At 68.9% G+C, this 22,007-nt stretch carries 14 protein-coding genes and 2 tRNA genes; 11 read left to right on the top strand and 5 right to left on the bottom strand.

The window, feature by feature from the left end; genetic code table 11:
- Positions 1 to 52 precede the first annotated feature (52 nt).
- The 4 genes from dxs (at position 53) to pflA (ending at position 6,121) form a co-directional block, all read left to right on the top strand.
- Positions 53 to 2,167, top strand: coding sequence for a 1-deoxy-D-xylulose-5-phosphate synthase (gene dxs / locus CWS50_RS06565; protein WP_127842139.1), 2,115 nt, complete (start codon positions 53 to 55; stop codon positions 2,165 to 2,167).
- A 547-nt stretch (positions 2,168 to 2,714) separates the two neighbouring features.
- The gene (locus CWS50_RS06560; protein ID WP_127842138.1) at positions 2,715 to 4,847 is read left to right on the top strand and encodes a pyruvate formate lyase family protein; all 2,133 of its coding nucleotides are present in this window, start codon (positions 2,715 to 2,717) and stop codon (positions 4,845 to 4,847) included.
- Positions 4,848 to 4,960: 113 nt separating this feature from the next.
- On the top strand, positions 4,961 to 5,206 hold the full coding sequence (gene grcA2 / locus CWS50_RS06555) for an autonomous glycyl radical cofactor GrcA2 (protein ID WP_243118207.1): 246 nt from the start codon (positions 4,961 to 4,963) through the stop codon (positions 5,204 to 5,206).
- A 36-nt stretch (positions 5,207 to 5,242) separates the two neighbouring features.
- Entirely contained in the window at positions 5,243 to 6,121 is an 879-nt protein-coding gene (gene pflA, locus CWS50_RS06550; RefSeq protein ID WP_127842136.1) for a pyruvate formate-lyase-activating protein, read from the top strand.
- 53 nt (positions 6,122 to 6,174) lie between these two features.
- Here pflA and CWS50_RS06545 read toward each other — a convergent pair whose 3' ends face one another.
- Positions 6,175 to 7,509 carry an HRDC domain-containing protein gene (locus CWS50_RS06545; RefSeq protein ID WP_243118206.1) on the bottom strand — a complete coding sequence of 445 codons (1,335 nt, stop codon included), beginning with the start codon at positions 7,507 to 7,509 and terminating at the stop codon, positions 6,175 to 6,177.
- A 35-nt stretch (positions 7,510 to 7,544) separates the two neighbouring features.
- Positions 7,545 to 8,141 (bottom strand): DUF3000 domain-containing protein, encoded by a 597-nt coding sequence (locus CWS50_RS06540; RefSeq protein ID WP_243118205.1) that lies wholly within the window; start codon positions 8,139 to 8,141, stop codon positions 7,545 to 7,547.
- A gap of 205 nt (positions 8,142 to 8,346) precedes the next feature.
- Between CWS50_RS06540 and CWS50_RS06535 the strand changes: the two genes are divergently transcribed.
- On the top strand, positions 8,347 to 9,651 hold the full coding sequence (locus CWS50_RS06535) for a carboxylate--amine ligase (protein WP_243118204.1): 1,305 nt from the start codon (positions 8,347 to 8,349) through the stop codon (positions 9,649 to 9,651).
- Positions 9,652 to 9,724: 73 nt separating this feature from the next.
- Positions 9,725 to 10,825, top strand: a complete 1,101-nt coding sequence (locus CWS50_RS06530) for a lipid II:glycine glycyltransferase FemX (protein WP_127842133.1) — start codon at positions 9,725 to 9,727, stop codon at positions 10,823 to 10,825.
- Between the two features lie 8 nt (positions 10,826 to 10,833).
- Here the strand turns inward: CWS50_RS06530 and treZ are convergent, their stop codons facing one another.
- Genes treZ through glgX form a run of 3 tightly spaced genes read right to left on the bottom strand, consistent with a single transcriptional unit; the run spans position 10,834 to position 17,731 of the window.
- The gene (gene treZ, locus CWS50_RS06525) at positions 10,834 to 12,756 is read right to left on the bottom strand and encodes a malto-oligosyltrehalose trehalohydrolase (protein ID WP_127842132.1); all 1,923 of its coding nucleotides are present in this window, start codon (positions 12,754 to 12,756) and stop codon (positions 10,834 to 10,836) included.
- On the bottom strand, positions 12,753 to 15,470 hold the full coding sequence (treY, locus tag CWS50_RS06520) for a malto-oligosyltrehalose synthase (RefSeq protein WP_127842131.1): 2,718 nt from the start codon (positions 15,468 to 15,470) through the stop codon (positions 12,753 to 12,755). The genes treZ and treY overlap by 4 nt, the downstream gene beginning before the upstream one ends.
- On the bottom strand, positions 15,467 to 17,731 hold the full coding sequence (gene glgX / locus CWS50_RS06515) for a glycogen debranching protein GlgX (protein ID WP_127842130.1): 2,265 nt from the start codon (positions 17,729 to 17,731) through the stop codon (positions 15,467 to 15,469). Before glgX ends, treY begins: the two co-directional genes overlap by 4 nt.
- A 478-nt stretch (positions 17,732 to 18,209) precedes the next feature.
- Between glgX and CWS50_RS06510 the strand changes: the two genes are divergently transcribed.
- From CWS50_RS06510 to CWS50_RS06490, 5 genes are all read left to right on the top strand, one after another.
- Positions 18,210 to 18,282, top strand: a tRNA-Gly gene (locus CWS50_RS06510).
- A 1-nt stretch (position 18,283) separates the two neighbouring features.
- Positions 18,284 to 18,355, top strand: a tRNA-Val gene (locus CWS50_RS06505).
- Between the two features lie 174 nt (positions 18,356 to 18,529).
- Positions 18,530 to 19,210, top strand: a complete 681-nt coding sequence (locus CWS50_RS06500) for an SDR family NAD(P)-dependent oxidoreductase (RefSeq protein WP_127842129.1) — start codon at positions 18,530 to 18,532, stop codon at positions 19,208 to 19,210.
- A gap of 150 nt (positions 19,211 to 19,360) precedes the next feature.
- The gene (gene thrS, locus CWS50_RS06495) at positions 19,361 to 21,388 is read left to right on the top strand and encodes a threonine--tRNA ligase (protein WP_127842128.1); all 2,028 of its coding nucleotides are present in this window, start codon (positions 19,361 to 19,363) and stop codon (positions 21,386 to 21,388) included.
- Positions 21,381 to 22,001, top strand: a complete 621-nt coding sequence (locus CWS50_RS06490) for an HIT family protein (RefSeq protein ID WP_243118203.1) — start codon at positions 21,381 to 21,383, stop codon at positions 21,999 to 22,001. The genes thrS and CWS50_RS06490 overlap by 8 nt, the downstream gene beginning before the upstream one ends.
- Positions 22,002 to 22,007 lie beyond the last annotated feature (6 nt).

The raw sequence follows: 22,007 nt of genomic DNA, 5'->3' as shown, positions 1-22,007 counted from the left end.
GTGGGTCCGCCCGGGGGGGCGCAAGACGACCAGAAGAGGAAGGGGACGCCTGTTGCCAGCTGCCCAGCACCGTGAGCACCGTGGCCGCACAGACCGTCTGCAGGCCGTCGGGCCTGTGCTGCGCACGGTGGGCCAGCCCCGCGACCTGGACCGGCTCACCAGTGACGAGCTGGTGGCCCTGGCGGCTGAGATCCGTGGCTTCCTGGTGGCGAGTGTGGCGCGCACCGGCGGGCACCTGGGTCCCAACCTCGGGGTGGTGGAGCTGACGCTGGCCCTCCACCGCACCTTCCGCTCCCCCCGTGACACGATCATCTTCGACACGGGACACCAGGCCTACGTCCACAAACTGGTGACGGGCCGCCAGGACTTCAGTCGGCTGCGGGAGCGCGGCGGCCTGTCCGGGTACCCCTCGCGGACGGAGTCGGTGCACGACGTGGTGGAGAACTCCCATGCCTCGACCTCCCTGTCCTGGGCCGACGGTGTGGCCCGTGCGCACCGGTTGCGGGGCGAGGAGGACCGCCACGTGGTCGCCGTCATCGGTGACGGCGCCATGACGGGGGGGATGGCCTGGGAGGCGCTGGACAACATCGCGGTCTCCTCCGACCGGCACCTGGTTGTCGTCGTCAACGACAACGGGCGCTCCTACGCGCCCACGATCGGCGGGCTGGCCCACCACCTCGACGCTCTGCGGACCAACCCCGGATACGAGCGCGTGCTGGCTGGGGTCAGGCGTACCCTGCTCGCCCAGGGCGCGCCCGGGCGCGCCGCCTACGACGCCCTCCACGGGCTCAAGCGGGGGCTCAAGGACGTGCTGGTGCCCTCGGCCTTCTTCGAGGACCTGGGCATCAAGTACACCGGTCCCGTGGACGGCCACGACATCACCGCGCTGGAGTTCGCCCTCACCCGGGCGCGTGAGTACTCCGAGCCGGTGATTGTCCACGTCATCACCCAGAAGGGTCGTGGCTACACCCCGGCGGAGGAGCACGTGGCGGACCGCTTCCACGCCGTGGGGCGGATCCACCCGGAGACCGGCCTGCCCGTGGTGGCCGAGCGCTTCGGCTGGACAGCGGTCTTCGCCGAGGAGGTCCTGACCCTGGCCAGGCGGGACGAGAGGATCGTGGCGGTGACCGCGGCCATGCAGGCCCCGGTGGGGCTCCAGCCCCTGGCCGACGAGATGCCCGAGCGGGTCGTGGACGTAGGCATCGCCGAGCAGCACGCCCTGACGGCCAGCGCCGGCATGGCCTACGCGGGCATGCACCCGGTTGTGGCGCTGTACGCCACCTTCCTCAACCGGGCCTTCGACCAGGTGCTCATGGACGTCGCCCTCCACCGGGCAGGGGTCACGATCGTGCTGGACCGTGCGGGGCTGACCGGTACCGACGGGCCCAGCCACCACGGCATGTGGGACATGGCTCTCATGGCCCACGTGCCTGGGCTGCACCTGGCCGCTCCCCGGGACGAGGCCACGACGCGCACCGCCCTGCGCCACGCGGCCACGGTGGACGACGCACCCACCGTGGTGCGCTACCCCAAGGGCGAGCTGCCCGCCCCGCTGCCTGCCCTGCGTGCCCTCGACGGCGGCTGTGGCTCCTTCGAGGTGGTGGACGTGCTCCTGGAGGAGCCGGGAAGCGGCTCTGGCGCTCCCCGGGTGCTTGTCGTCGGTGTGGGGGCCATGGCTGAGGCCGCGGTGGAGGCCGGGCGGCGGCTGTCCGGCGCTCCGCCGGGAGCTGCGCGGAAGGGGGAGAGGCACCTGGCGGGCAGGGGCGTCCCGGCCGTCACGGTGGTGCACCCCCACTGGGTCGTGCCCGTGCCGACCCCGCTGGTCAGCGCTGCGGCTGCTGCCGACCTCGTCGTGGTCGTCGAGGACGGCCTGGTCGAGGGCGGTATCGGCTCCCAGCTGCGCGACGCCGTCGAGACCGCCGTCGAGACAGCAGCCGTGGACGCTGCGGCGGGTGTCGGCACCGGGGCGGGACCCGGACCGCTCAGAGGTCCCAGTGCTGGCGGCGGCCCAGTCTTCAGACGCCTGGGGGTGCCGCGCGCCTTCGTGGGCACGGCCACCCGCTCAGAGCTGCTCCGCGAGCTGTCCATGGACGCCGGGGGCATCGCCGCGACTACCCGCAGGGCGCTGGAGACCCTGGCAGCCAGGCGGGGTGCCGGGTCGTCGTGACGTGGTCGCACCGCCCGGTCCCTGCCCTGTACCACCTGAGGCACAGCCGGTCAGGAACGTTGCCAGGGCAGCGGGTACAGGGCCTGCGCGAGGCTGGTGCTGGCCCCACGTAGGAGCACGTAGGACCGTGCTGGGCTACGCAGGACCTTCGTGCCTCCCCCGGGGGGCGGTCACGGTGCCTGGCCTCGTAGCGGAGCTGTTGTGGGACGCCCGTCCTAGACCTGCGTCCTGGCTGGGGCCGGTGCACCCGTGCCGTCCACGGCAGGAGCGTGACGACGCCTTGCGCTGCCTGGAGATGGTGGGCCGTACCGTGCTGTCGACCTCCTGCGGGTGGGGTCAGCCTGGTTCGGGACCTTCGTCCTCGTCCGGGCGCGCTGGCTAGCGACCTGTGAGTCATCGCACCGAGGTGGGCGGGACCAGCGGCCCAAGGGGGGCGCCAGTGGCTCTAGGCTGGATGTGACGCCACGCTGGACGTGTCGTCACGCCTCACAAGGGCGTAGCACAAACCCGGTGACCCTCGGTCACCCAGCTGAGGAGGGCATGACGGATGACCACCATCGAGGTCACACCATCCGCCACCGAGACCGTCGGCAGCAGCATCCAGGAGGGTGCGTGGGAAGGGTTCGCTGCCGGCCCGTGGACGCGCGACATCGACGTCCGCGACTTCATCCAGCGCAACTACACGCCCTACGAGGGCGACGCCTCCTTCCTGGCAGGTGCCACGGACAAGACCCTACGTCTGTGGGATGTTCTTGAAAAGGACTACCTCTCCCGGGAGCGCAAGGTCCGTATCCTCGACGTCGACACCCACACCCCCGCCGACATCGACGCGTTCCAACCCGGCTACATCAGCGAGGACGACGACGTCGTCGTCGGCCTGCAGACCGACTCGCCGCTCAAGCGGGCGATGATGCCCAACGGCGGCTGGCGCATGGTGGAGACGGCGATCAAGGAGGCCGGCAAGGAGGTCGACCCCGAGGTCAAGAAGATCTTCACCCAGTACCGCAAGACGCACAACGACGCCGTCTTCGACATCTACACGCCGCGTATCCGCGCAGCGCGCTCCTCCCACATCATCACTGGCCTGCCCGACGCCTACGGGCGCGGCCGCATCATCGGTGACTACCGCCGTGTGGCGCTCTACGGCGTCGACTTCCTGATTGAGCAGAAGCAGCAGGCCAAGGACTCCGTGGCCGACCGGCCGTTCTCCGAGCACTGGGCCCGCTACCGCGAGGAGCACGCCGAGCAGATCAAGGCCCTCAAGAAGCTCAAGCGTATGGCGGAGTCCTACGGCTACGACATCTCCGGCCCCGCGCGCGACGCCCGCGAGGCCGTCCAGTGGACCTACTTCGCTTACCTGGCCTCCGTCAAGTCCCAGGACGGTGCCGCCATGAGCATCGGGAGGCTCTCGGCCTTCCTGGACATCTACGTCGAGCGGGACCTGTCCAGGGGCCTCATCGACGAGTCCCGGGCGCAGGAGCTCATCGACAACATCGTCATGAAGCTGCGGATCACCCGCTTCCTGCGTACGATCGACTACGACCAGATCTTCTCGGGGGACCCCTACTGGGCTACCTGGTCCGACGCGGGCTTCTCCGAGGACGGTCGCTCCCAGGTGACCAAGACGTCCTTCCGGCTGCTGCAGACGCTGCGCAACCTCGGCCCCGCCCCCGAGCCCAACATCACGATCTTCTGGGACGAGGGTCTTCCGCAGGGCTACAAGGATTTCTGCGCCCTGATCTCCATCACGACCTCCTCCATCCAGTACGAGGCCGACGAGCAGATCAGGGACCACTGGGGCGACGACGCGGCTATCGCCTGCTGCGTGTCCCCGATGAGGGTGGGCAAGCAGATGCAGTTCTTCGGTGCCCGCGTGAACTCGGCCAAGGCCCTGCTCTACGCTATCAACGGAGGCCGGGACGAGATGACCGGCAAGCAGGTCGTCACCGGCCTGCCGGGAGTCGAGGGCAACGGGCCGCTGGACTTCGACGAGGTGTGGGACAAGTACGAGAAGATGCTGGACTGGGTCGTGGCGACCTACGTCGAGGCCCTCAACATCATCCACTACTGCCATGACCGCTACGCCTACGAGTCGATCGAGATGGCCCTGCACGACTCGGAGATCGTGCGCACCATGGGCTGCGGGATCGCGGGGCTGTCGATCGTGGCTGACTCCCTGAGCGCCATCAAGTACGCCAAGGTCCTCCCTGTGCGTGACGAGACCGGCCTCGTGGTGGACTACATCACCGAGGGTGACTTCCCGATCTACGGCAACGACGACGACCGGGCCGACGACATCGCCGCGACCGTGGTGCACACCATCATGTCCAAGATCAAGGCACAGCCCTTCTACCGGGACGCCATCCCCACCCAGTCGGTGCTGACCATCACCTCCAACGTCGTCTACGGCAAGGCCACAGGGTCCTTCCCCTCCGGCCACAAGAAGGGCACCCCCTTCTCGCCCGGTGCCAACCCGGAGAACGGTATGGACACCCACGGCATGGTCGCCTCCATGCTCAGTGTTGGCAAGCTCGACTACGACGACGCGCTGGACGGGATCTCCTTGACCAACACCATCACCCCGCAGGGGCTGGGACGCACCCTTGAGGAGCGTGTGGCCAACCTCGTGGGCATCCTCGACGCGGGCTTCGTGCCCGAGGAGGACTACGCGGAGCTCTGAGGCCTCCAGCCTCGTGCGGGCGATAACTCTCAGGCAACGGCGGCCACCACGGCCGTGGCACCTCAGGCATCTCTCAGACATCTCAGGCAACCCACCACCAGAAAGGACCAGTCATGGCTACCTATGAGGAGCGCCTCGCTTCTATGAAGGCGCAGCGACAGGACAAGGGCGGCGTCAAGGGCCTTTACCACGCCAACATCAACGTCCTCGACCGCGACACTCTTGAGGACGCGATGGAGAACCCGGACAAGTACCCGAACCTTACGGTGCGGGTCTCCGGGTACGCTGTCAACTTTGTCAAGCTCACCCGGGAGCAGCAGCGTGACGTCCTGGAGCGGACCTTCCACTCTCAGGCCTGAGGCCTCGGGCCAGCAGGCAGCGACACTGGTGCGACGATGACCCAGTCCGTGACACCCCTTCGCGAGGGCGGCCGGGACCAGGACTTCCTGGCTCCGGCCGCTCGCCTGCGCGGAGCCGGGATCGGCGGGCTCGAGGAGCTCACGGATCTTCAGCGCTCCGAGCGTCTGGCCAGGATGCGGTCCGGAGAGCTGGGGTCGATCCACTCCTGGGAGCTGGTGACTGCGGTTGACGGTCCCGGGACACGCATGACCATCTTCCTCAACGGCTGTCCCTTGCGCTGCCTGTACTGCCACAACCCTGACACCTTCCTCATGAAGGACGGCGAGCCGGTGGAGGCGGAGGAGCTCCTCCGGCGGATGCGGCGCTACCGGCGCGTGTTCCGCGCCTCTCAGGGCGGTATCACACTCTCCGGGGGAGAGGTGCTCATGCAGCCGGCCTTTGCGGCGCGGCTGCTGGCGGGAGCCAAGAGCATGGGGATCCACACCTGTATCGACACCTCCGGCTTCCTCGGTGTCAACGCTACCGATGAGATGCTGGACGACATCGACCTAGTGCTTCTTGACGTCAAGAGCGGGGACGAGGAGACCTACAGGAGGGTGACGGGCCGGGCGCTGGCTCCCACGATCACCTTTGGCGACCGCCTCGCGGCCGCAGGTACTGAGGTGTGGGTGCGTTTCGTCCTGGTTCCCGGTCTGACTGACGAGCCGCGCAACGTGGAGAACGTCGCTCGTGTCGTCGAGCGCTGGCGCCCGGTCGTGTCCCGCGTAGAGGTCCTGCCTTTCCACCAGATGGGGACAGACAAGTGGGACGCGCTCGGACTCGACTACAGGCTGAAGGAGACCCGCCCGCCCGAGCCTGAGCTGGTGGAGTCGACCCGGGAGATCTTTCGCTCCCACGGCTTTACCGTCCACTAGTCCCGACAGGCTCTGCCCCGATCCGCTCTGCCCACCTGGCTGTCAGGGCCAGCCTACCGGGAGAGGGACGCAGCAATCGCTGCCGCCGTCTGCTCCACCTGCCAGGGACGCGCTCCTGCGGCCTCCAGGCGCTGACGGATCTCTGCGGCGGTGACCCGGCCCCGCAGGCGGTCACGGCGCTCCTTGCCGATGTCCCAGGCGACCCGGCGCTGGGCCTCAGGGGCCAGGAGTAGCTCCTGGGGGACGTGGACAGCGGTGGAGCACGTGCGCAGTGCCTCGCGTACCTGCTCCAGGGCGGTGGCTGCCTCGGGGTGGTGGCGCCGCCAGGAGCGGGGGCGAGGCAGCTCGTCGGGGCCGAGCGGAGCACGCATGGGGGGAAGGTCGGTGTCGGGGAGCGTCAGCGCCCGTTCAATCGCCCGCCACCAGTGTTCCTGGTGCTGGCGTGCCTGGCGGGAGGAGAACTCCCTGAGGGAGCCCATCTTGCGTCGCGAGGTGGGGCGGTGGACGGCGGCAGCCACGAGGGCCTGGTGGGGAAGCACCTTGGAGGGGCTGAGGTCCAGCTCGGCGGCCAGCTCCTCGCGTGCGGTCCACAGCTCGCGCAGGACCGCCAGCGACCGGGGGGAGCGGGAGGCCTTTCCAGCGTGCGGGACCCTGCGCCACGGGTCAGGCCTGGTCTGCCTGGGCGCCCGGGTGCGCAGGTGCTCGAACTCCTGGGCGGCCCACTGCGCCTTCCCGGCGTGCTCCAGCTCCTCAGCCAGCGCCTGGTGCAGGTCCAGGAGGTGCTCGACGTCCAGGGCGGCGTAGACCAGCCAGGACGGCGGCAGGGGGCGCACGGACCAGTCGGCAGCCGCGTGGTCCTTGGACAGGCGCAGTCCCAGCGTGTCCTCAATGACCGCGCCCAGCCCGACCCGGTCGCGTCCCAGGAGGCGGGCTGCCAGCTCGGTGTCGAAGAGGCTGGGCGGGTGCAGTCCCAGCGCGTGCAGGCACGGCAGGTCCTGGTCGGCGGCGTGCAGCACCCAGGGCGGTTGGCTCATGGCCTGCGCCAGCGCGGTGAGGCTCCCGGCGCCTAACGGGTCGACGAGCACAGTTCCGACGCCGTCACGACGCAGCTGGATGAGGTAGGCGTCCTGGCCGTAGCGGAACCCTGAGGCGCGCTCGGCATCGACTGCTACCGGTCCCGTCCCAGCGGTGGCCAGCGCGTGAGCGGCTGCCGCCAGGGCTGCAGGGGAGTCCGTGACAGCGGGAAGGCCGTCACGTGGGCGCGGGTAGGCGATGACGTGCTCGGGCGGGACCGGGTGGTCAGTGGTTCCAGGAACCACGGCAGGCCGAGGGGCGGCTACGGCTCTCGCCTGGCGAGGTACGGCCGCAGGCACAGGTGGACGAGGCACGAGGACACATGCTACAGGTCCCGCCGGGACTGGTCCTACCGGGGGGTGCCAGCCAGGCTCAGGGGTCTGACCAGGGCAGGCTCGTGCCCGGAGGCCATGAGGATCAGCTCGTACCAGGCGGTGAGGTGGGGGCCCAGGTCGGGGGTGTTGGGGGACCAGGAGGCGCGTATCTCGGCGTGCCCGCAGGCGTCACTGAGATCGAGCTCCCCGAAGGTCTCCGACAGGACCCTGGTGACCGTCCCGACAAGGGCGTGGTAGTCGGCCCGGGCGTCAGCGAGGGAGTCGGTGAGCCAGGACCACGCGGCTGAGCTGAGCAGGGGGTCGGCGTGGAGGTCCTCGTCAAGACGTGCCCTCACCATGGCGACCATGCGGAAGTCCGACTGCCAGGTGCGCTGCCCCGAGGGGTCGTAGAGGATGACGAAGCGGCCTGAGCCGACCGGTACCTCGTTGATAGTCTGGACGGTCTCCGCCGTCAGGGCGGCAGTGAAGGGCGCCATACGCCCTGGCCCGGGCACCTCCTCCAGCACCAGTCCCCGAGGGCGAGGCGTGTCGCGGACAGAATGGAGCGCCTCCTCGAACCGAGGGGGGAAGGAGCCCGCCCAGCCCTGCCGCGTCCTGCCACTGCCAGTCACGAGTCTCACGCTAGCGGCGCTGCGCTGGTCTGCGGTGGTGCCACGCCGCGCGGCCGACGCGGCACGCACGGCCGCAGTGGTGTCCACCTCAATGGGCCGCCCAGGGCGGACACACCGGTACCGAGGGGCTATATCCTGGTCCATCAGCCGGGTGCCGGTCACGGACCTGGCGTACTCTAGCTGTCGCAGACTCCAGGAGGCACGAGTGCCCGGCCACGATCCCAGCCCTGAAGGAACCACGCAGCCCCGGGGCGGTGTGCCGACGGCCGCCGTGCCCGAGCTGGTGCCCGTCCTCCTCGGTGGCGACATCGGGGTCTACGCCCTGGCGCGCTGCTTCCACGAGGCCTACCGGGTGCGCCCGGTGTGCATCGCTCCCCGGCCGACACAGGTCCTGACCCGCTCGCGTATCGTGCGTACGGTCGCGCTGGGGGAGCACAGCGAGCCAGGGGACTACGTCGAGGCCGCACTTGACGTGGCCAGGCGTACACCGGGTGCCAGGCGGGTGCTCCTGGCCAACACGGACTGGCACATCCGCGTCATCAACGACCACAGGCAGGTGCTTGCCGAGCACTTTGAGATCCCGGTCGCCAGCGCCGCCGTCGCTGCCCGAGTCTCAGACAAGGCGGTCTTTGCCCAGGTGTGCGAGGAGCTGGGGGTGCCCACCCCCAGCACCGTGGTCCAGGACTTCACAGGTGCTGACGCCCAGGACTGGGAGCCGACTGACACTGCTGCCCTCGGTTACCCGCAGATTGCCAAGCCCGCGTCCTCTGCCGAGTACAACGACCTGCGCATGGAGGGCAAGAAGAAGGTCTTCGTGGTCGCTGACGCCCAGGAGGCAGGCGCCCTGTGGCGGCGGTTGCGCTCCGCCGGGTTCCGCAGCCGCTTCCTGGCCCAGGAGCTCGTCGGTGGAGACGACACCTCAATGCGCTCCCTGACCGCCTACGTCGACTCGCGGGGACGGGCCGTGCTCACTGGGTCGGCCAGGGTCCTGCTGGAGGACCACGCCCCGACAATGCTGGGCAACCCGGTGTCCATGATCACCGAGCCCTTCACCGAGATGACGGAGCAGGCCATCAGGCTGCTGGAGCACGTCGGCTACAGGGGCTTTGCCAACTTCGACATCAAGGTGGACCCTCGTGACGGGCGGGCGCTCTTCCTGGAGGTCAACCCACGGATCGGGCGCAACTGCTACTACATGGCTGCCGCAGGCCACAATCCGGTGACCTTCGCCGTGCGCGACCTGGTCCTGGGACGTGAGGTGGAGCCTGCCCGTGTGGACCAGGAGGTGCTCTACTCGCTGCTTCCCCACCGGCTCCTGCGGCGCTACCTGCGTGAGGAGGCCCTGCGCAGCCGGGTCGATGCCCTGGTGAGCAGCGGTCGCACCACCAACCCGCTGCGTTACCACCGGGACCGCTCCCTCAGACGTGGTCTCGTGGTCAGCGCCCAGGAGCTCAACCAGTACCGGAAGTTCGCCCGCTACTACCCGCAGGCCACCGACACCTCCTTCTAGACCTTACTTCTGGACCTTAGAGTCCACGACCTGCTTCACCGACTGACACGACATAACCGGGAGAGACGCACTGATGAGCAGCAGTACCGACAACGAGCCCACTCAGGCCCTCGCAGCAGCCATGCGCGAGGTTGACTGGCAGACCTTCGCAAGGATCGCGGCTGACGCAGAGGTCACGCTGCCTGTCGAGCAGACAGCGGCCTGGGACTCCTTCGACGCCGCTGTGGAGGGACGACAGCCGTGGGGGCGTGTGGTGTACCAGGGGGCAGACGGGCGGGACCGTGCCCTGGTGTCACTGACACGCATGACGGTCCGGGGCTTTCCCTACCTGTGGGCACGTCACGCCCCGGTGTGGCTGGGGGAGGAGCCGACCCCCCAGGAGGAGGCCGAGCTGCGGCGGCTGCTGGTCGCGGGAGTGCGCCACCGCGACCCCCGGGTCGTCTTTGTCCGTCTCCACGCCGCCGTCCAGGGGCCAGACTGCCACGAGCTGCTCCAGACCATGACCTATGACCGTACCGTCGTCCTCGACCTGGACTGCCAGGACGACGAGGCCGTCCTGGCGTCCTTCAAGTCCCGGGGACGACGCGACGTGCGCAAGGCGCTGCGCCACGAGGAGCTGACCTTCCACGACGAGACCGACAGGGCGCAGGAGGTGTTCTCCGAGCTCTACGAGATTCTCACCGAGACCGGGGAGCGCGACGGCTTCCGGCCGGCGCCGGAGTCCGTGTACCGCACGATGCTGCGCACCCTGGGACCCGACCACGCTCGTCTGTACGTGGCGCGTCGGCAGGGGCAGGAGGCGCTGGTGTGGTCCTTGGTCACCGTCTACGGGGACGGCGCCCTGCGCTACTACGCCGGCTCCTCCGCCCAGGGGCGGCGGCTGCGGGCGGCGGACGCCCTGGTCTATAAGGAGGCCTGCTGGCTGCGCGCCCAGGGGGTGCGGACCTACGACCTCATGGGGGTGGACTCCCCGCGTGTGCCCGAGCTCGCCGGGGTCCGGGAGTTCAAGAACAAGTTCGTCACTGACGGCCCGGTTGACGTACCGGGTGCGTGGGACGTACCGGTGCACCCTCGGGTCTACGCGGGGCTCGTCCGTGCCCTGGGCCTCAAGCGGACAGCTACCGCCAGGCTGCGTGGGCGCAGGTCCCGCAGCTCTGCGGACGCCTCCTCCTGAGGCGGCTGTCAGCGCCGGGCCACCACGGTCTGCCCGGCTCCCAGGACAAGGGGCTGGCCGTGGTGCCGCCAGGCATCCTGCTGCTGCACCTGTGGGCGTGAGCCGGTGCCGGGTGGCTGCCAGCTCAGCAGCACCCTGTCCGCGGGTACGTGCTGGTCCCGGTCGGACAGGTTGGCCGCCACCATGACGTCCTTGTAGGCCACCGTGATGACTCCCTGCTCGTCGTGGACCCGGGGCCAGGACCGGCGGGAGGACCATCCCAGCCTGCGGCGCAGCGCGATGAGGTCCTGGTACCAGCGCAGCATCCGGGCGTGCTCCGGACGGTCGCGCTGCCCCCAGTCCAGCCGTGAGGCCAGGAAGGTGGCCGGGTCCTGCGGGTCAGGAACGTCCTGGGCGTCCCAGCCGAACCCGGTGAACTCCTTGACCCGTCCCTGCGAGACGCTCCTGGCCAGTTGCGGGTCGTCGTGGTCGGTGAAGAAGCGGAAGGGTGTGCGGGTCCCCCACTCCTCTCCCATGAACAGCATCGGCGTGTAGGGGCTGAGGAGCAGCAGCGCCGCTTGCGCCGCCAGCACCTCGTCAGGAAGCGACTGGGCGGGGCGGTCTCCCAGGGCGCGGTTGCCAACCTGGTCGTGGTTGGAGGCGAAGACCACGAAACGCCTCGGATCGGTCCCCTCAGGTACGGGCGCGCCCCAGGTCCGGCCCCGGAAGGAGGACCAGGTCCCGTCGTGGAGGAAGGCACCCTGGTATGCCTTGACCCAGGCCCCGGGCTCAGCGAAGTCGGCGTAGTACCCCTGTGACTCCCCGGTCAGGCGAGCGTGCAGCGCGTGGTGGACGTCGTCAGCCCACTGGGCGGTCATCCCCAGGCTGGGACGCTGGGCGGGAGGCTTCTGACAGGTCGGGGTGATGACACCGACGTCGTTGAGGTCGGACTCGGCGACCAGGCTCAGGGGACGCCCCAGCCGGGTGCTCAGGGCATGGACGGCCTGCGACATCTGGGCCAGGACGTGCGGCCCGGGACCGCTACCGTGCGAGGAGGTGTCCTTGATCTCGTGGATCGCGTCCAGGCGCAGAGCGTCGATGTGGAAGTCACGCAGCCAGCGCAGGGCCGCGTCGATGACGTAGGCGCGGACCTGCTCGCAGCCGTCCTGGTCGAAGTTGACCGCCTCCCCCCAGGGCGTGTGGTGGGCCTGGGTGAAGTAGGGGCCGAAGACGCTGAGGTAGTTCCCGCTGGGGCCCAGGTGGTTGTAGACCACGTCCAGGCACACGCCGATCCCGGCGGCGTGGGCGGCATCAACGAACCGTGCCAGGGCGTAGGGGCCGCCGTAGGCCTCGTGGACCGCCCACAGGCAGACCCCGTCGTAGCCCCACCCCGCCTGGCCCGGGAAAGGAGCCAGCGGCATCAGCTCGACCACGTCCACACCCAGGGCAGCCAGGTCGCTCAGGCGCTCGGCCGCGCAGTCCAGGGTGCCACCCGGGGTGAAGGTACCTACGTGCAGCTCGTAGACCACCGAGCCCAGGACCTCGCACCCCTGCCAGCTGGTGTCTGTCCACACCTCCTGACCCCAGGTTCCGGGCAGCACAAGCCGGGAGGGGCCGTGCACGCCCTGCGGCTGGAAGGCGCTACGGGGGTCGGGACGGTCCGGCGAGCCGTCTACCCGGAAGGCGTAGTCGGTCCCCTCCTCCAGGTCCACCGGGGACAGCCACCAGCCGTCGTGGGCGCGCTCCATCTTGATGAGTCTGTCGCTGGCGGGCAGGTGCAGCTCAACGGCGCTGGCGGACGGCGCCCACACCGGGACACGGGGACCCGGAGGAGGAGCGGGTGAGCACCAGGGCGGAGAGCAGGGGTCCCCGGGCGAGGCTCCTGCGGGCAGGGTCCCGGCGCCGGGACGGAGGACCTCGTCAGAGGTGCCGGGGTGCTGGTGGCCGCTCATGCGCCCGTCTCCTGGGACGTCGTCTCCACGGTGGCTACAGCGGCCTGAGGGACACGGGCCAGGACAACGGCCGGCGCCTCCCCGACGACGTCGGCCAGCCGCTGGAACCCGCCCTGGGTACGGGCCTGGGACACGACGTCCTGCCAGGTTCCCTCGGGCAGGACGACGCTCTCCTCACGCCAACCGCCCAGCTGCTCCAGGCGGTAGCTGAGCCGCCTCGCGATGACGACGACGTCCGGCTCCTCGTCCAGCAGGCGGGCGTAGGCGAAGGCGAAGGAGGTGGTGACTGGGATCGCCCTGTATCCCGAGCGGGGGCCGACAAAGGTCTCCGGACGCTGGGCGCGTAGGCGCAGGATCCTGGCGGTCAGGGCCAGCTTCTCCTCGTCCAGGCCCCGAGGGGCCTGCCCGGCGTCCAGCCGCTCCAGGAGCGCCTCCAGGCCGGAGGTACCCGTGTAGTCCACCCCCCGGCGGTTGTCCGGGTCCACCAGGGAGGTGCGGGTCACCTCGCTGCCCTGGTAGACGTCAGCGACGCCCAGCCAGGTCAGAGTCAGGGCCTTGTTCGCCAGGACACAGGCCCGTACCGCCCGGGCGGTACGGGAGGCGAAGGCCTCCATCTGGCGGGTCACCTCCTCGTCGGTAAGCAGGTAGGCGGCGTAGTCGGTCAGCGCCTGCTCCCGCTCCAGGTCTGGGGCGGTCCAGCTGGTCCACGTCTTCTGCTCCCGGGCTGCCTTGACCAGGTAGCGCCCCAGCCGGTCGGCATCCATCGGGTCGCCGGAGCCGGGAGCCCAGGTGCCCCACAGCGTCTGCCACAACAGGTTCTCGCTGTGCCCGTCCAGGTCTACCGGCCTGACCCGCTGGGTGGCGGCACGCAGGCGGTGGACCAGGTCCGTCCACTCCTCGGCGTAGGAGGCCAGGATGTCCAGGCGGGCGCGGACGTCCTCGCCGCGCTTGGTGTCGTGGGTGGTGGAGGTAACCATGGTGTCCGGCCAGGTGTCCTGGACCCGGTCGGCCCAGGCGTGCGCCTCGTCCGCACTGAGGGCGAAGCCGCCCGGGTTGCCCCCTACCTCGGTGAGGCTGGTCAGGTGGGTCCACCGGTAGAAGGCGGTGTCCTCCACTCCCTTGGCGGTCACGGCACCGCACACCTGCTGGAAGCGGATGACGGCCTCGGCCCGTTCCGCCGAGGAGGACAGCCCCTCGGAGCCGACCGGCTCGCCCAGGAGGAGGGCGACCACCAGGTCCAAGGTCTCGCTCTGGTCCGCCTCCAGGCGGGTGCGGGCCACCTCGGCGTCGCGGTGCACGACAGCGACAGTCTCCGGCGTGGGTGGTGTCCCAGGAACCACGTAGGCCCGGTACTGCTCCGCAGCGACCAGCAGCTCGATGACACAGGCCCGCAGGTCCTTGAAGGTGTGGTCCCTCAGCCGCACGTCGCGGGAGGTGAGGTCATCCAGGATCCGTGCCAGGCGGTCTACCTCGGAGGCCAGGGAGCCAGCGATGATCTCCCGCTTGGCCTCCTCGGTCACCCGGCCCAGGTCCACCGGTGCGTCCCCGGTCAGCTCCTGCATGAGAGCGCCCAGGCGGGCCAGGCCGGAGGGGTCCACCTGCAGCTGGTCGATCCGCCAGGCCGCGTCGTAGCCTGTGGTCCCGGCCACGGACCAGGAGGTAGGCAGGGACTCGTCGGGAGCCAGGATCTTCTCCGCGGCGATCCAGGCTCCGCTGCTGGCGGCGGACAGCCGTGACAGGTAGCCTCCAGGGTCGGCCAGGCCGTCGGGGTGGTCCACCCTCAGGCCGCTGACGACCCCTGACTCCACCAGCTCCAGCACCAGGGCGTGGGAGCCGGAGAAGACCTCAGGGTCCTCCACGCGGATCGCCGCCAGGGTGCCGACGTCGAAGAAGCGGCGGTAGTTGATCTCCTCGTCGCCGACCTTCCAGTAGGCCAGCCGGTAGTGCTGGCGCTCGACCAGGACGTGCATGGGCAGGGACTCCGTGCCTGCGGCTACCGGGAAGGCGTGGTCGAAGTAGCGCAGCACGTGCTGGGGGCCCAGGTGCTCCTGGCCGGGGACGACCATGGTCTCCAGGACGAGCTCCTCGTCGGCCAGGACCTCCCCGATGCGCCTGCCCAGGACCGGCATGAGGATCGGCTCGTCCACGGAGACGTCGAACCAGGCGGCGTAGGGGGAGTCCGCCCCCTCACGCAGCACGGACCACAGCGGCTGGTTGTGCCAGGCCGGGGTGGGCACGGCCATGTGGTTGGGCACGATGTCGACGACCAGGCCCATGCCTGCGTCGTGGGCGGTGCGGGCCAGGGACTCCAGGCCCGCGCGTCCTCCCAGCACCTCGCTGACACGCTGGTGGTCGATGACGTCGTAGCCGTGCGTGGAGCCTGGGGCGGCGGCCAGAACCGGGGACAGGTACAGGTCCGTGACACCGAGCCGGGAGAGATAGGGCACCAGGTTCTCCGCGTCGGCGAAGGTGAGGTCCTCGCTCAGCTGGAGACGGTAGGTGGTCACCGGGGTGCGCCGCCCTGGCCCGGGGACGTGGCCGGACCAGGGGGCGTAGCCGCCGCTGGCCTGGGTGGGTGGGTGGGTGGTCCCGGGGAGGGCCTCACCAGGGCCCGGGCCCGTCGAGTGACCGCTGGCTCCTGAGGCCTGGACCGGGGCACCCGGGACGTGCCCCAGCTGGTCGTGCTGCGGTGTCGTGGGTGACGGGGCTGTCATGACTGCCTCCTCACCGCCTCGGTCGTCGTTACCGTCTTGTCTGCCGCTGTCTCCGTCGATGCTGTCTCGCTCGGTGTGGTCGGTTCAGACGTCCCAGGCGCTGCTCCGGCTGTCTCGTGCGAGGCCGGTGAGTCGGCGCTGACGAGGAACAGCATGGAACGGGCCTCCACGGTCACCGACTCGCTCGCTGACAGCACCGGGTCGGAGTCACCGTCCACTGCGGGGGCGGTGTCCAGTGCCACGGTCCAGGCGGGTGAGTAGTCGGGGCCGGGCAGGGTGAAGTCGATGTCCTCGGCCGAGGCGTTGATAAGGACCAGGAAGGAGTCGTCGACGATCCGCTGCCCCATGGCGTCGGGCTCGGCGATGGCCTCTCCGTTGAGAAAGACCATCATGGAGCGCGCGTACCAGGTGGTCCAGTCCTGTTCAGTCATGGACTGGCCCGACGGTGCCAGCCACTCGATCTCTCCCAGCTCGGACTCGCCGCCGTGGCTGGCGTCGCCGGTGAAGAAGCGTCTGCGGCGCAGAACCGGGTGGTCCCGGCGTAACCACATCATGGTCCTGGTGAACTCCAGCAGCTCCTGGTCGCGCTCGTCCAGATCCCAGCTGACCCAGGAGGTCTCGTTGTCCTGGCAGTAGACGTTGTTGTTGCCCCCCTGGGTGCGGCCCATCTCGTCGCCGTGGCAGATCATGGGGACCCCCTGGCTGAACAGGATCGTGGCCAGGAAGTTGCGAATCTGGCGGCTGCGCAGCTCATTGACCTCCGGGTCGTCGGTGGGTCCCTCCACGCCGCAGTTCCACGAGCGGTTGTCGGAGTCGCCGTCGGCCCCACCCTCGCCGTTAGCCTCGTTGTGCTTCTCGTTGTAGGACACCAGGTCGTGCATCGTGAACCCGTCGTGGGCGGTGACGAAGTTGATGCTGGACACGGGCGTGCGCCCGGAGTGCTGGTAGAGGTCGGAGGATCCGGTGATCCGGGAGGCGAACTCTCCCAGGGTCGAGGGCTCACCCCGCCAGAAGTCACGTACCGTGTCACGGTACTTGCCGTTCCACTCGCTCCACAGGGTGGGGAAGCCGCCCACGTTGTAGCCGCCGTCCCCCACGTCCCAGGGCTCGGCGATGAGCTTGACCTGGGAGATCACCGGGTCCTGGTGGATGATGTCGAAGAAGGCGCTGAGCTTGTCCACCTCGTGGAACTGGCGGGCCAGCGTGGAGGCCAGGTCGAAGCGGAAGCCGTCCACATGCATCTCGGTGACCCAGTAGCGCAGGGAGTCCATGATGAGCTGCAGCACGGCGGGGGAGCGCATGAGCAAGGAGTTTCCCGTGCCTGTGGTGTCGAAGTAGTGGGCCTGGTCACCGTCGACCAGTCGGTAGTAGGAGGCGTTGTCGATGCCCCGGAAGGAGAGGGTGGGGCCCATGTGGTTCCCCTCGGCGGTGTGGTTGTAGACCACGTCGAGGATGACCTCGATGTCGGCCTCGTGGAGGGCCTTGACCATCGACTTGAACTCTTGGACCTGCTCACCCTGGGTCCCGTAGGCGGCGTAGGTGCTGTGCGGGGCGAAGAAGCCGATGGTGTTGTAGCCCCAGTAGTTGGACAGGCCCTTGTCCTGCAGGTAGGCGTCGTTGACGAACTGGTGGACCGGCATCAGCTCGATGGCGGTCACCCCTAGGTCCTTGAGGTGCCTGATGACGGCTGGCTGTGTCAGGCCCGCGTAGGTGCCTCGTAGCTCCTCGGGAACCTCAGGATGCAGCTGGGTGAGCCCCTTGACATGGGCCTCGTAGATGATGGTCTCGTGGTACTCGTGGGCCGGGGGACGGTCGTGCCCCCAGTCAAAGTAAGGGTTGACCACGACCGAGCGCATCGTGTGCGCCGCCGAGTCCTGGGTGTTACGCACCTCAGGGTTGGTGAAGTCGTAGGAGTACAGCGTGGGGGAGGGCTCGACCTGGCCGGTCATTGCCTTGGCGTAGGGGTCCAGGAGGAGCTTGGAGGGGTCGCAGCGGTGGCCTTCCTCGGGGCTGTAGGGGCCGTGGACCCTGTAACCGTACTGCTGGCCCGGGCTGACTCCCGGCAGGTAGGCGTGCCAGACGTCTCCGTCCACCTCGGTGAGGGGGACGGGGGTCTCCTGCCCCTCCTCGTCGAACAGGCACAGCTCCACGGCGGTTGCCGCTGCAGAGAACAGGGAGAAGTTGGTGCCTGCTCCGTCGTACGTGGCTCCTAGGGGGTAGGGCTGTCCCGGCCAGATCTGCTGAGTCTGAAGAGTCGGCATGGGACCAACCCTGCCACGCCTGGGGCACTGGGTGGAGGACGTTGGGCGGTGGGATGCCGTACTGTCGTTACCAGGGTGCCTGCGCACGCACCAGGGGTATGAGGGGCTGTGCTCGGGGGGCTCGCTGGACCCGTTGTACGGGGTGGTGTCGGCGGTGGGGTCCAACCTGCAGGCGGCAGCCTCCTCGCTTCGTGGCGGTGCAAGAGGGTGCAAGAGACCTGGTAGCAGAAGGAGGTGGTCAGAGACGGTCCCGCCCAGCTTGGAGGTCGATGAGGTCCTGGTCGTCGTCACCCTCCCCACCTGCTCTTCTCGTAGGTGGGGAGATGCCAGTGGCCATGCCTGCGCCACGCGTTGGTCACGTCTGCGACCTCGGCCACATCGACACCGCATGGGTGTCATGTGGCGCCGCCGGGCGAGGTGATAGAGTCCTGGCTGTCTCCCTGAGGGCGGCTTTCGGTGGCTCTTGGAGGGCGGCGCTGCGGATGTGGCTCAGTTGGTAGAGCATCACCTTGCCAAGGTGAGGGTCGCGGGTTCGAGTCCCGTCATCCGCTCGGGCGATTGGCGCAGCGGTAGCGCGCTTCCCTGACACGGAAGAGGTCACTGGTTCGAACCCAGTATCGCCCACTGGTCGTTCCGCCTGTGCTGGCGGTGATGTAACCGTGTACGCACGGACTTCACCCCAGTAGCACCTTGGGCCAGGGGGCGTGTCACCGGACGAGGCGCTGAGGCTCGTGGCAGTACCTGCGGACCCTCGACGGGGCGGAGGGGCTGAGATCTGGCTTCGGGACGAGGTTTGTCATGAGGACTGCACTGGTCACTGGCGGCAACAGAGGAATCGGCAGGGAAGTCTGCCGAGCGCTGTCGGCGCTTGGGTACCACGTCTATCTTGGCAGCAGGGACGTCGAGGTCGGCCGTCGCGTGGCCAGGGCGGTCCAGTCGGAAGGCCACGTTGAGTGTGTCCGGCTGGACGTCACGTCCGGTGAGGACGTGAGCGCTCTTTCCGAGCGCCTGGGTGAGGACCTGGAAGTTCTCGTCAACAGTGCAGGCATCTATAGTGCCCTTCCTTTTCAGAGGGTTTCCGTGGATGACGTCAGGCAGTCCTGCGAGATTAATATGCTGGGGCCGTTCTCTCTCATATCAGAGTTCCTTCCTGGGATGAACCGCCGCAGCCACGGCCGGATCATTAATGTTTCCTCGGGATACGGAACGTTCTCCGACAGGATCAGTGGACCCGCCGCGTACGGCATATCGAAGGCGGCGCTGAACGCCCTGACGGTCGTGGCCTCACAGGAAGCGGAGGGGAGTGTCGAGGTAAATGCCGTCTGCCCCGGGTGGGTGCGCACCGACATGGGAGGACACGGTGCTCCGCGAGACGTCTCCGAGGGGGCTGACACGATCGTCTGGCTCGCGACCCGGCCCGCTGACAGGCAACGGATCAACGGCCAGCTGCTGAGAGACAGGAAGGTGATTCCTTGGTGAGACTGCGGCGGCGGTGCCGCCTGTGGCTCGCCTGGCGACGTCCGGGAGACGGGACAGCGCGGTAGCCTGGCAACCAGAGGGCGCAGGTAGACTGCCCGCCTAGACGGGTGCACCGGTACAGCGCCCCACGACTCATGAGGAGACGACCCCGTGCCATCTCAGCCCACGTCCCACGTCATCGTTGACGGCGTCGAGCGCGCCATCGGTGCCGGAGCCACGGGCGCCACCCTGTTCGAGGAGGAGGCCAGGACCGCAGGGGTGGTCGCCGTGCGTGTTGACGGCGAGCTCTGGGACCTGGAGCGGGAGCTGCCTGAGGGCGCGGTCGTGGAGCCGGTCGCCCTCGACTCTGAGGACGGGCTGAACATCCTGCGCCACTCCGTGACCCACGTCATGGCCCAGGCCGTCCAGGAGATCTTCCCCGACGTCAACCTCGGTGTCGGCCCCTTCATCACTGACGGCTTCTACTACGACTTCGGCGGCATCGAGGCGGTGACCCCCGAGCTGCTCCGCGAGGTCGAGAAGCGTATGAAGCGCATCGTCAGAGAGGGGCAGCGCTTCGTGCGCCGCGAGATCACCGAGAGCCAGGGACAGGCCGAGCTGGCCGACCAGCCCTACAAGCTCGAGCTGATCACCACCAAGGGGGCCGGTGCGGAAGGAGCCTCCGTGGAGGTCGGCTCCGGGGGGCTGACCATGTACGACAACGTCCGCCGCGACGGCACCGTGGCCTGGACGGACCTGTGCCGCGGCCCCCACCTTCCCTCTACCCGGCTCATCGGCCAGGGCTTCGCCCTCACCAAGTTCTCCTCGGCCTACTGGAAGGGGGACCAGTCCGGTGACTCCCTGCAGCGTATCTACGGCACTGCCTGGCCCTCCAGGGACGAGCTCAAGGCCTATCAACACCGCCTGGCCGAGGCTGCCAGGCGCGACCACCGCAGGCTGGGCGCCGAGCTCGACCTGTTCTCCTTCCCCGAGGAGCTAGGAGCGGGCCTGCCGGTCTTCCACCCCAAGGGGGGTGTGCTCAAGCGGGTCATGGAGGACTACGTCCGTGAGGCCCACATCCGCAACGGCTTCTTCTACGTAGGCACCCCTCACATCTCCAGGGAGGAGCTGTTCCACGTCTCGGGACACCTGCCCTACTACGCCGACGGAATGTTCCCCCCGATGGACGACGACGGGCAGGCCTACTACCTCAAGGCCATGAACTGCCCGATGCACAACCTCATCTTCCGCTCCCGGGGACGCTCCTACCGCGAGCTGCCCCTGCGCCTGTTCGAGTTCGGCACCGTCTACCGCAACGAGAAGTCCGGTGTCCTCCAGGGGCTGACGCGGGTGCGCTCCATCACCCAGGACGACTCCCACTCCTACTGCACCCCCGAGCAGGCCCCCGACGAGGTCCGGCACCTGCTGACCTTCGTCCTGACCCTCCTGAAGGACTTTGGCCTGGACGACTTTTACCTGGAGGTCTCCACCCGGGACGAGGACGGGAGGAAGAAGGACAAGTTCATCGGCTCCGACGAGCAGTGGGCCTCCGCCACCGAGGTCCTGACCACGATCGCCGCCGAGTGCGCCCGGGACAACGACCTGGTGGTGGTTGACGACCCGGGTGGCGCCGCTTTCTACGGCCCCAAGATCTCGGTGCAGGCCAAGGACGCCATCGGGCGGACCTGGCAGATGTCAACCATCCAGTACGACTTCAACCAGCCTCACCGCTTCGGCCTGGCCTACACCGCGCCGGACGGGACCCACCGCGAGCCCGTCATGATCCACTCGGCCAAGTTCGGGGCCATCGAGCGCTTCATCGGGGTCCTCACCGAGCACTACGCCGGGGCCTTCCCGGCGTGGCTCGCCCCGGTGCAGGTGCGGCTGATCCCCGTCGCGGAGGCCTTTGACGACTATGTTGGCTCCGTGGCTGCCAGGCTGCGTGAGCACGGGATCCGGGTGGAGGTCGACACCTCCGACGACCGCTTCGGCAAGAAGATCCGCAACGCCTCCAAGGAGAAGGTACCTTTCACGTTGATCGCCGGGGGGGAGGACGCGCAGGCAGGGGCCGTGTCCTTCCGGTTCCGAGACGGCGGGCAGACCAACGGCGTGCCTGTGGACCAGGCCGTGGCGCACATCGCGTCCGTGATCACCGACCGGGTCAACGACCCGGCGGGAGAGAGGCTGCCCCGTGAGTGACGTAGAGCCTAGTGACGTAGAGCCTGACGAGCACACCGGGTGCCACGGGCACGCTGCAGCGCACGCCGGTCATGGTGCCGAGCAGCCCCCCTACCACGAGGGGGCGCCGTCAGCCTTCCAGCGACTGTGGACCCCCCACCGGATGGTCTACATCGGGGGCCAGGACAAGCCTGCTGACGACTCGGTGGCCCAGTGCCCGTTCTGTGCCGGCCCGGACCGGGAGGACGAGGAGGCCCTCATCGTCCACCGTGGTCGGCTCGCCTACGTCCTCATGAACCTCTACCCCTACAACACCGGCCACCTCCTGGTGTGCCCCTACCGGCACGTCTCGGACTGGACCCAGGCCAGCGCCCAGGAGCGTGTCGAGATCGGTGAGCTGACGGCCCGGGCCATGGAGGTCGTGCGCCACGTCTCCCACCCGCACGGCTTCAACCTGGGGATGAACCAGGGGGATGTGGCGGGAGCCGGGATCGCCGCCCACCTCCACCAGCACGTCGTCCCGCGCTGGAAGGGCGACGCCAACTTCATGCCGATCATTGGCCGCACTAAGCCGGTGCCCCAGCTCCTGGGTGACCAGCGCGACATGCTCGCCGCTGCCTGGGAGGCGGCATGAGGCCCG

It is taken from the genome of Actinomyces wuliandei, assembly GCF_004010955.1.
Taxonomy (GTDB): domain Bacteria; phylum Actinomycetota; class Actinomycetes; order Actinomycetales; family Actinomycetaceae; genus Actinomyces; species Actinomyces wuliandei.
The sequence above is the reverse complement of the archived record's forward strand: the minus strand, read 5'-3'. Positions and strand labels throughout refer to the sequence as shown.

Excerpts from the sequence above, each read along its gene's own strand:
- CWS50_RS06500 (WP_127842129.1), top strand. The coding sequence starts at position 18,530 with ATGAGGACTGCACTGGTCACTGGCGGCAACAGAGGAATCGGCAGGGAA.
- CWS50_RS06560 (WP_127842138.1), top strand. The coding sequence starts at position 2,715 with ATGACCACCATCGAGGTCACACCATCCGCCACCGAGACCGTCGGCAGC.
- grcA2 (WP_243118207.1), top strand. The coding sequence starts at position 4,961 with ATGGCTACCTATGAGGAGCGCCTCGCTTCTATGAAGGCGCAGCGACAG.
- treY (WP_127842131.1), bottom strand. The coding sequence starts at position 15,470 with ATGACAGCCCCGTCACCCACGACACCGCAGCACGACCAGCTGGGGCAC.
- pflA (WP_127842136.1), top strand. The coding sequence starts at position 5,243 with ATGACCCAGTCCGTGACACCCCTTCGCGAGGGCGGCCGGGACCAGGAC.
- treZ (WP_127842132.1), bottom strand. The coding sequence starts at position 12,756 with ATGAGCGGCCACCAGCACCCCGGCACCTCTGACGAGGTCCTCCGTCCC.
- glgX (WP_127842130.1), bottom strand. The coding sequence starts at position 17,731 with ATGCCGACTCTTCAGACTCAGCAGATCTGGCCGGGACAGCCCTACCCC.
- CWS50_RS06530 (WP_127842133.1), top strand. The coding sequence starts at position 9,725 with ATGAGCAGCAGTACCGACAACGAGCCCACTCAGGCCCTCGCAGCAGCC.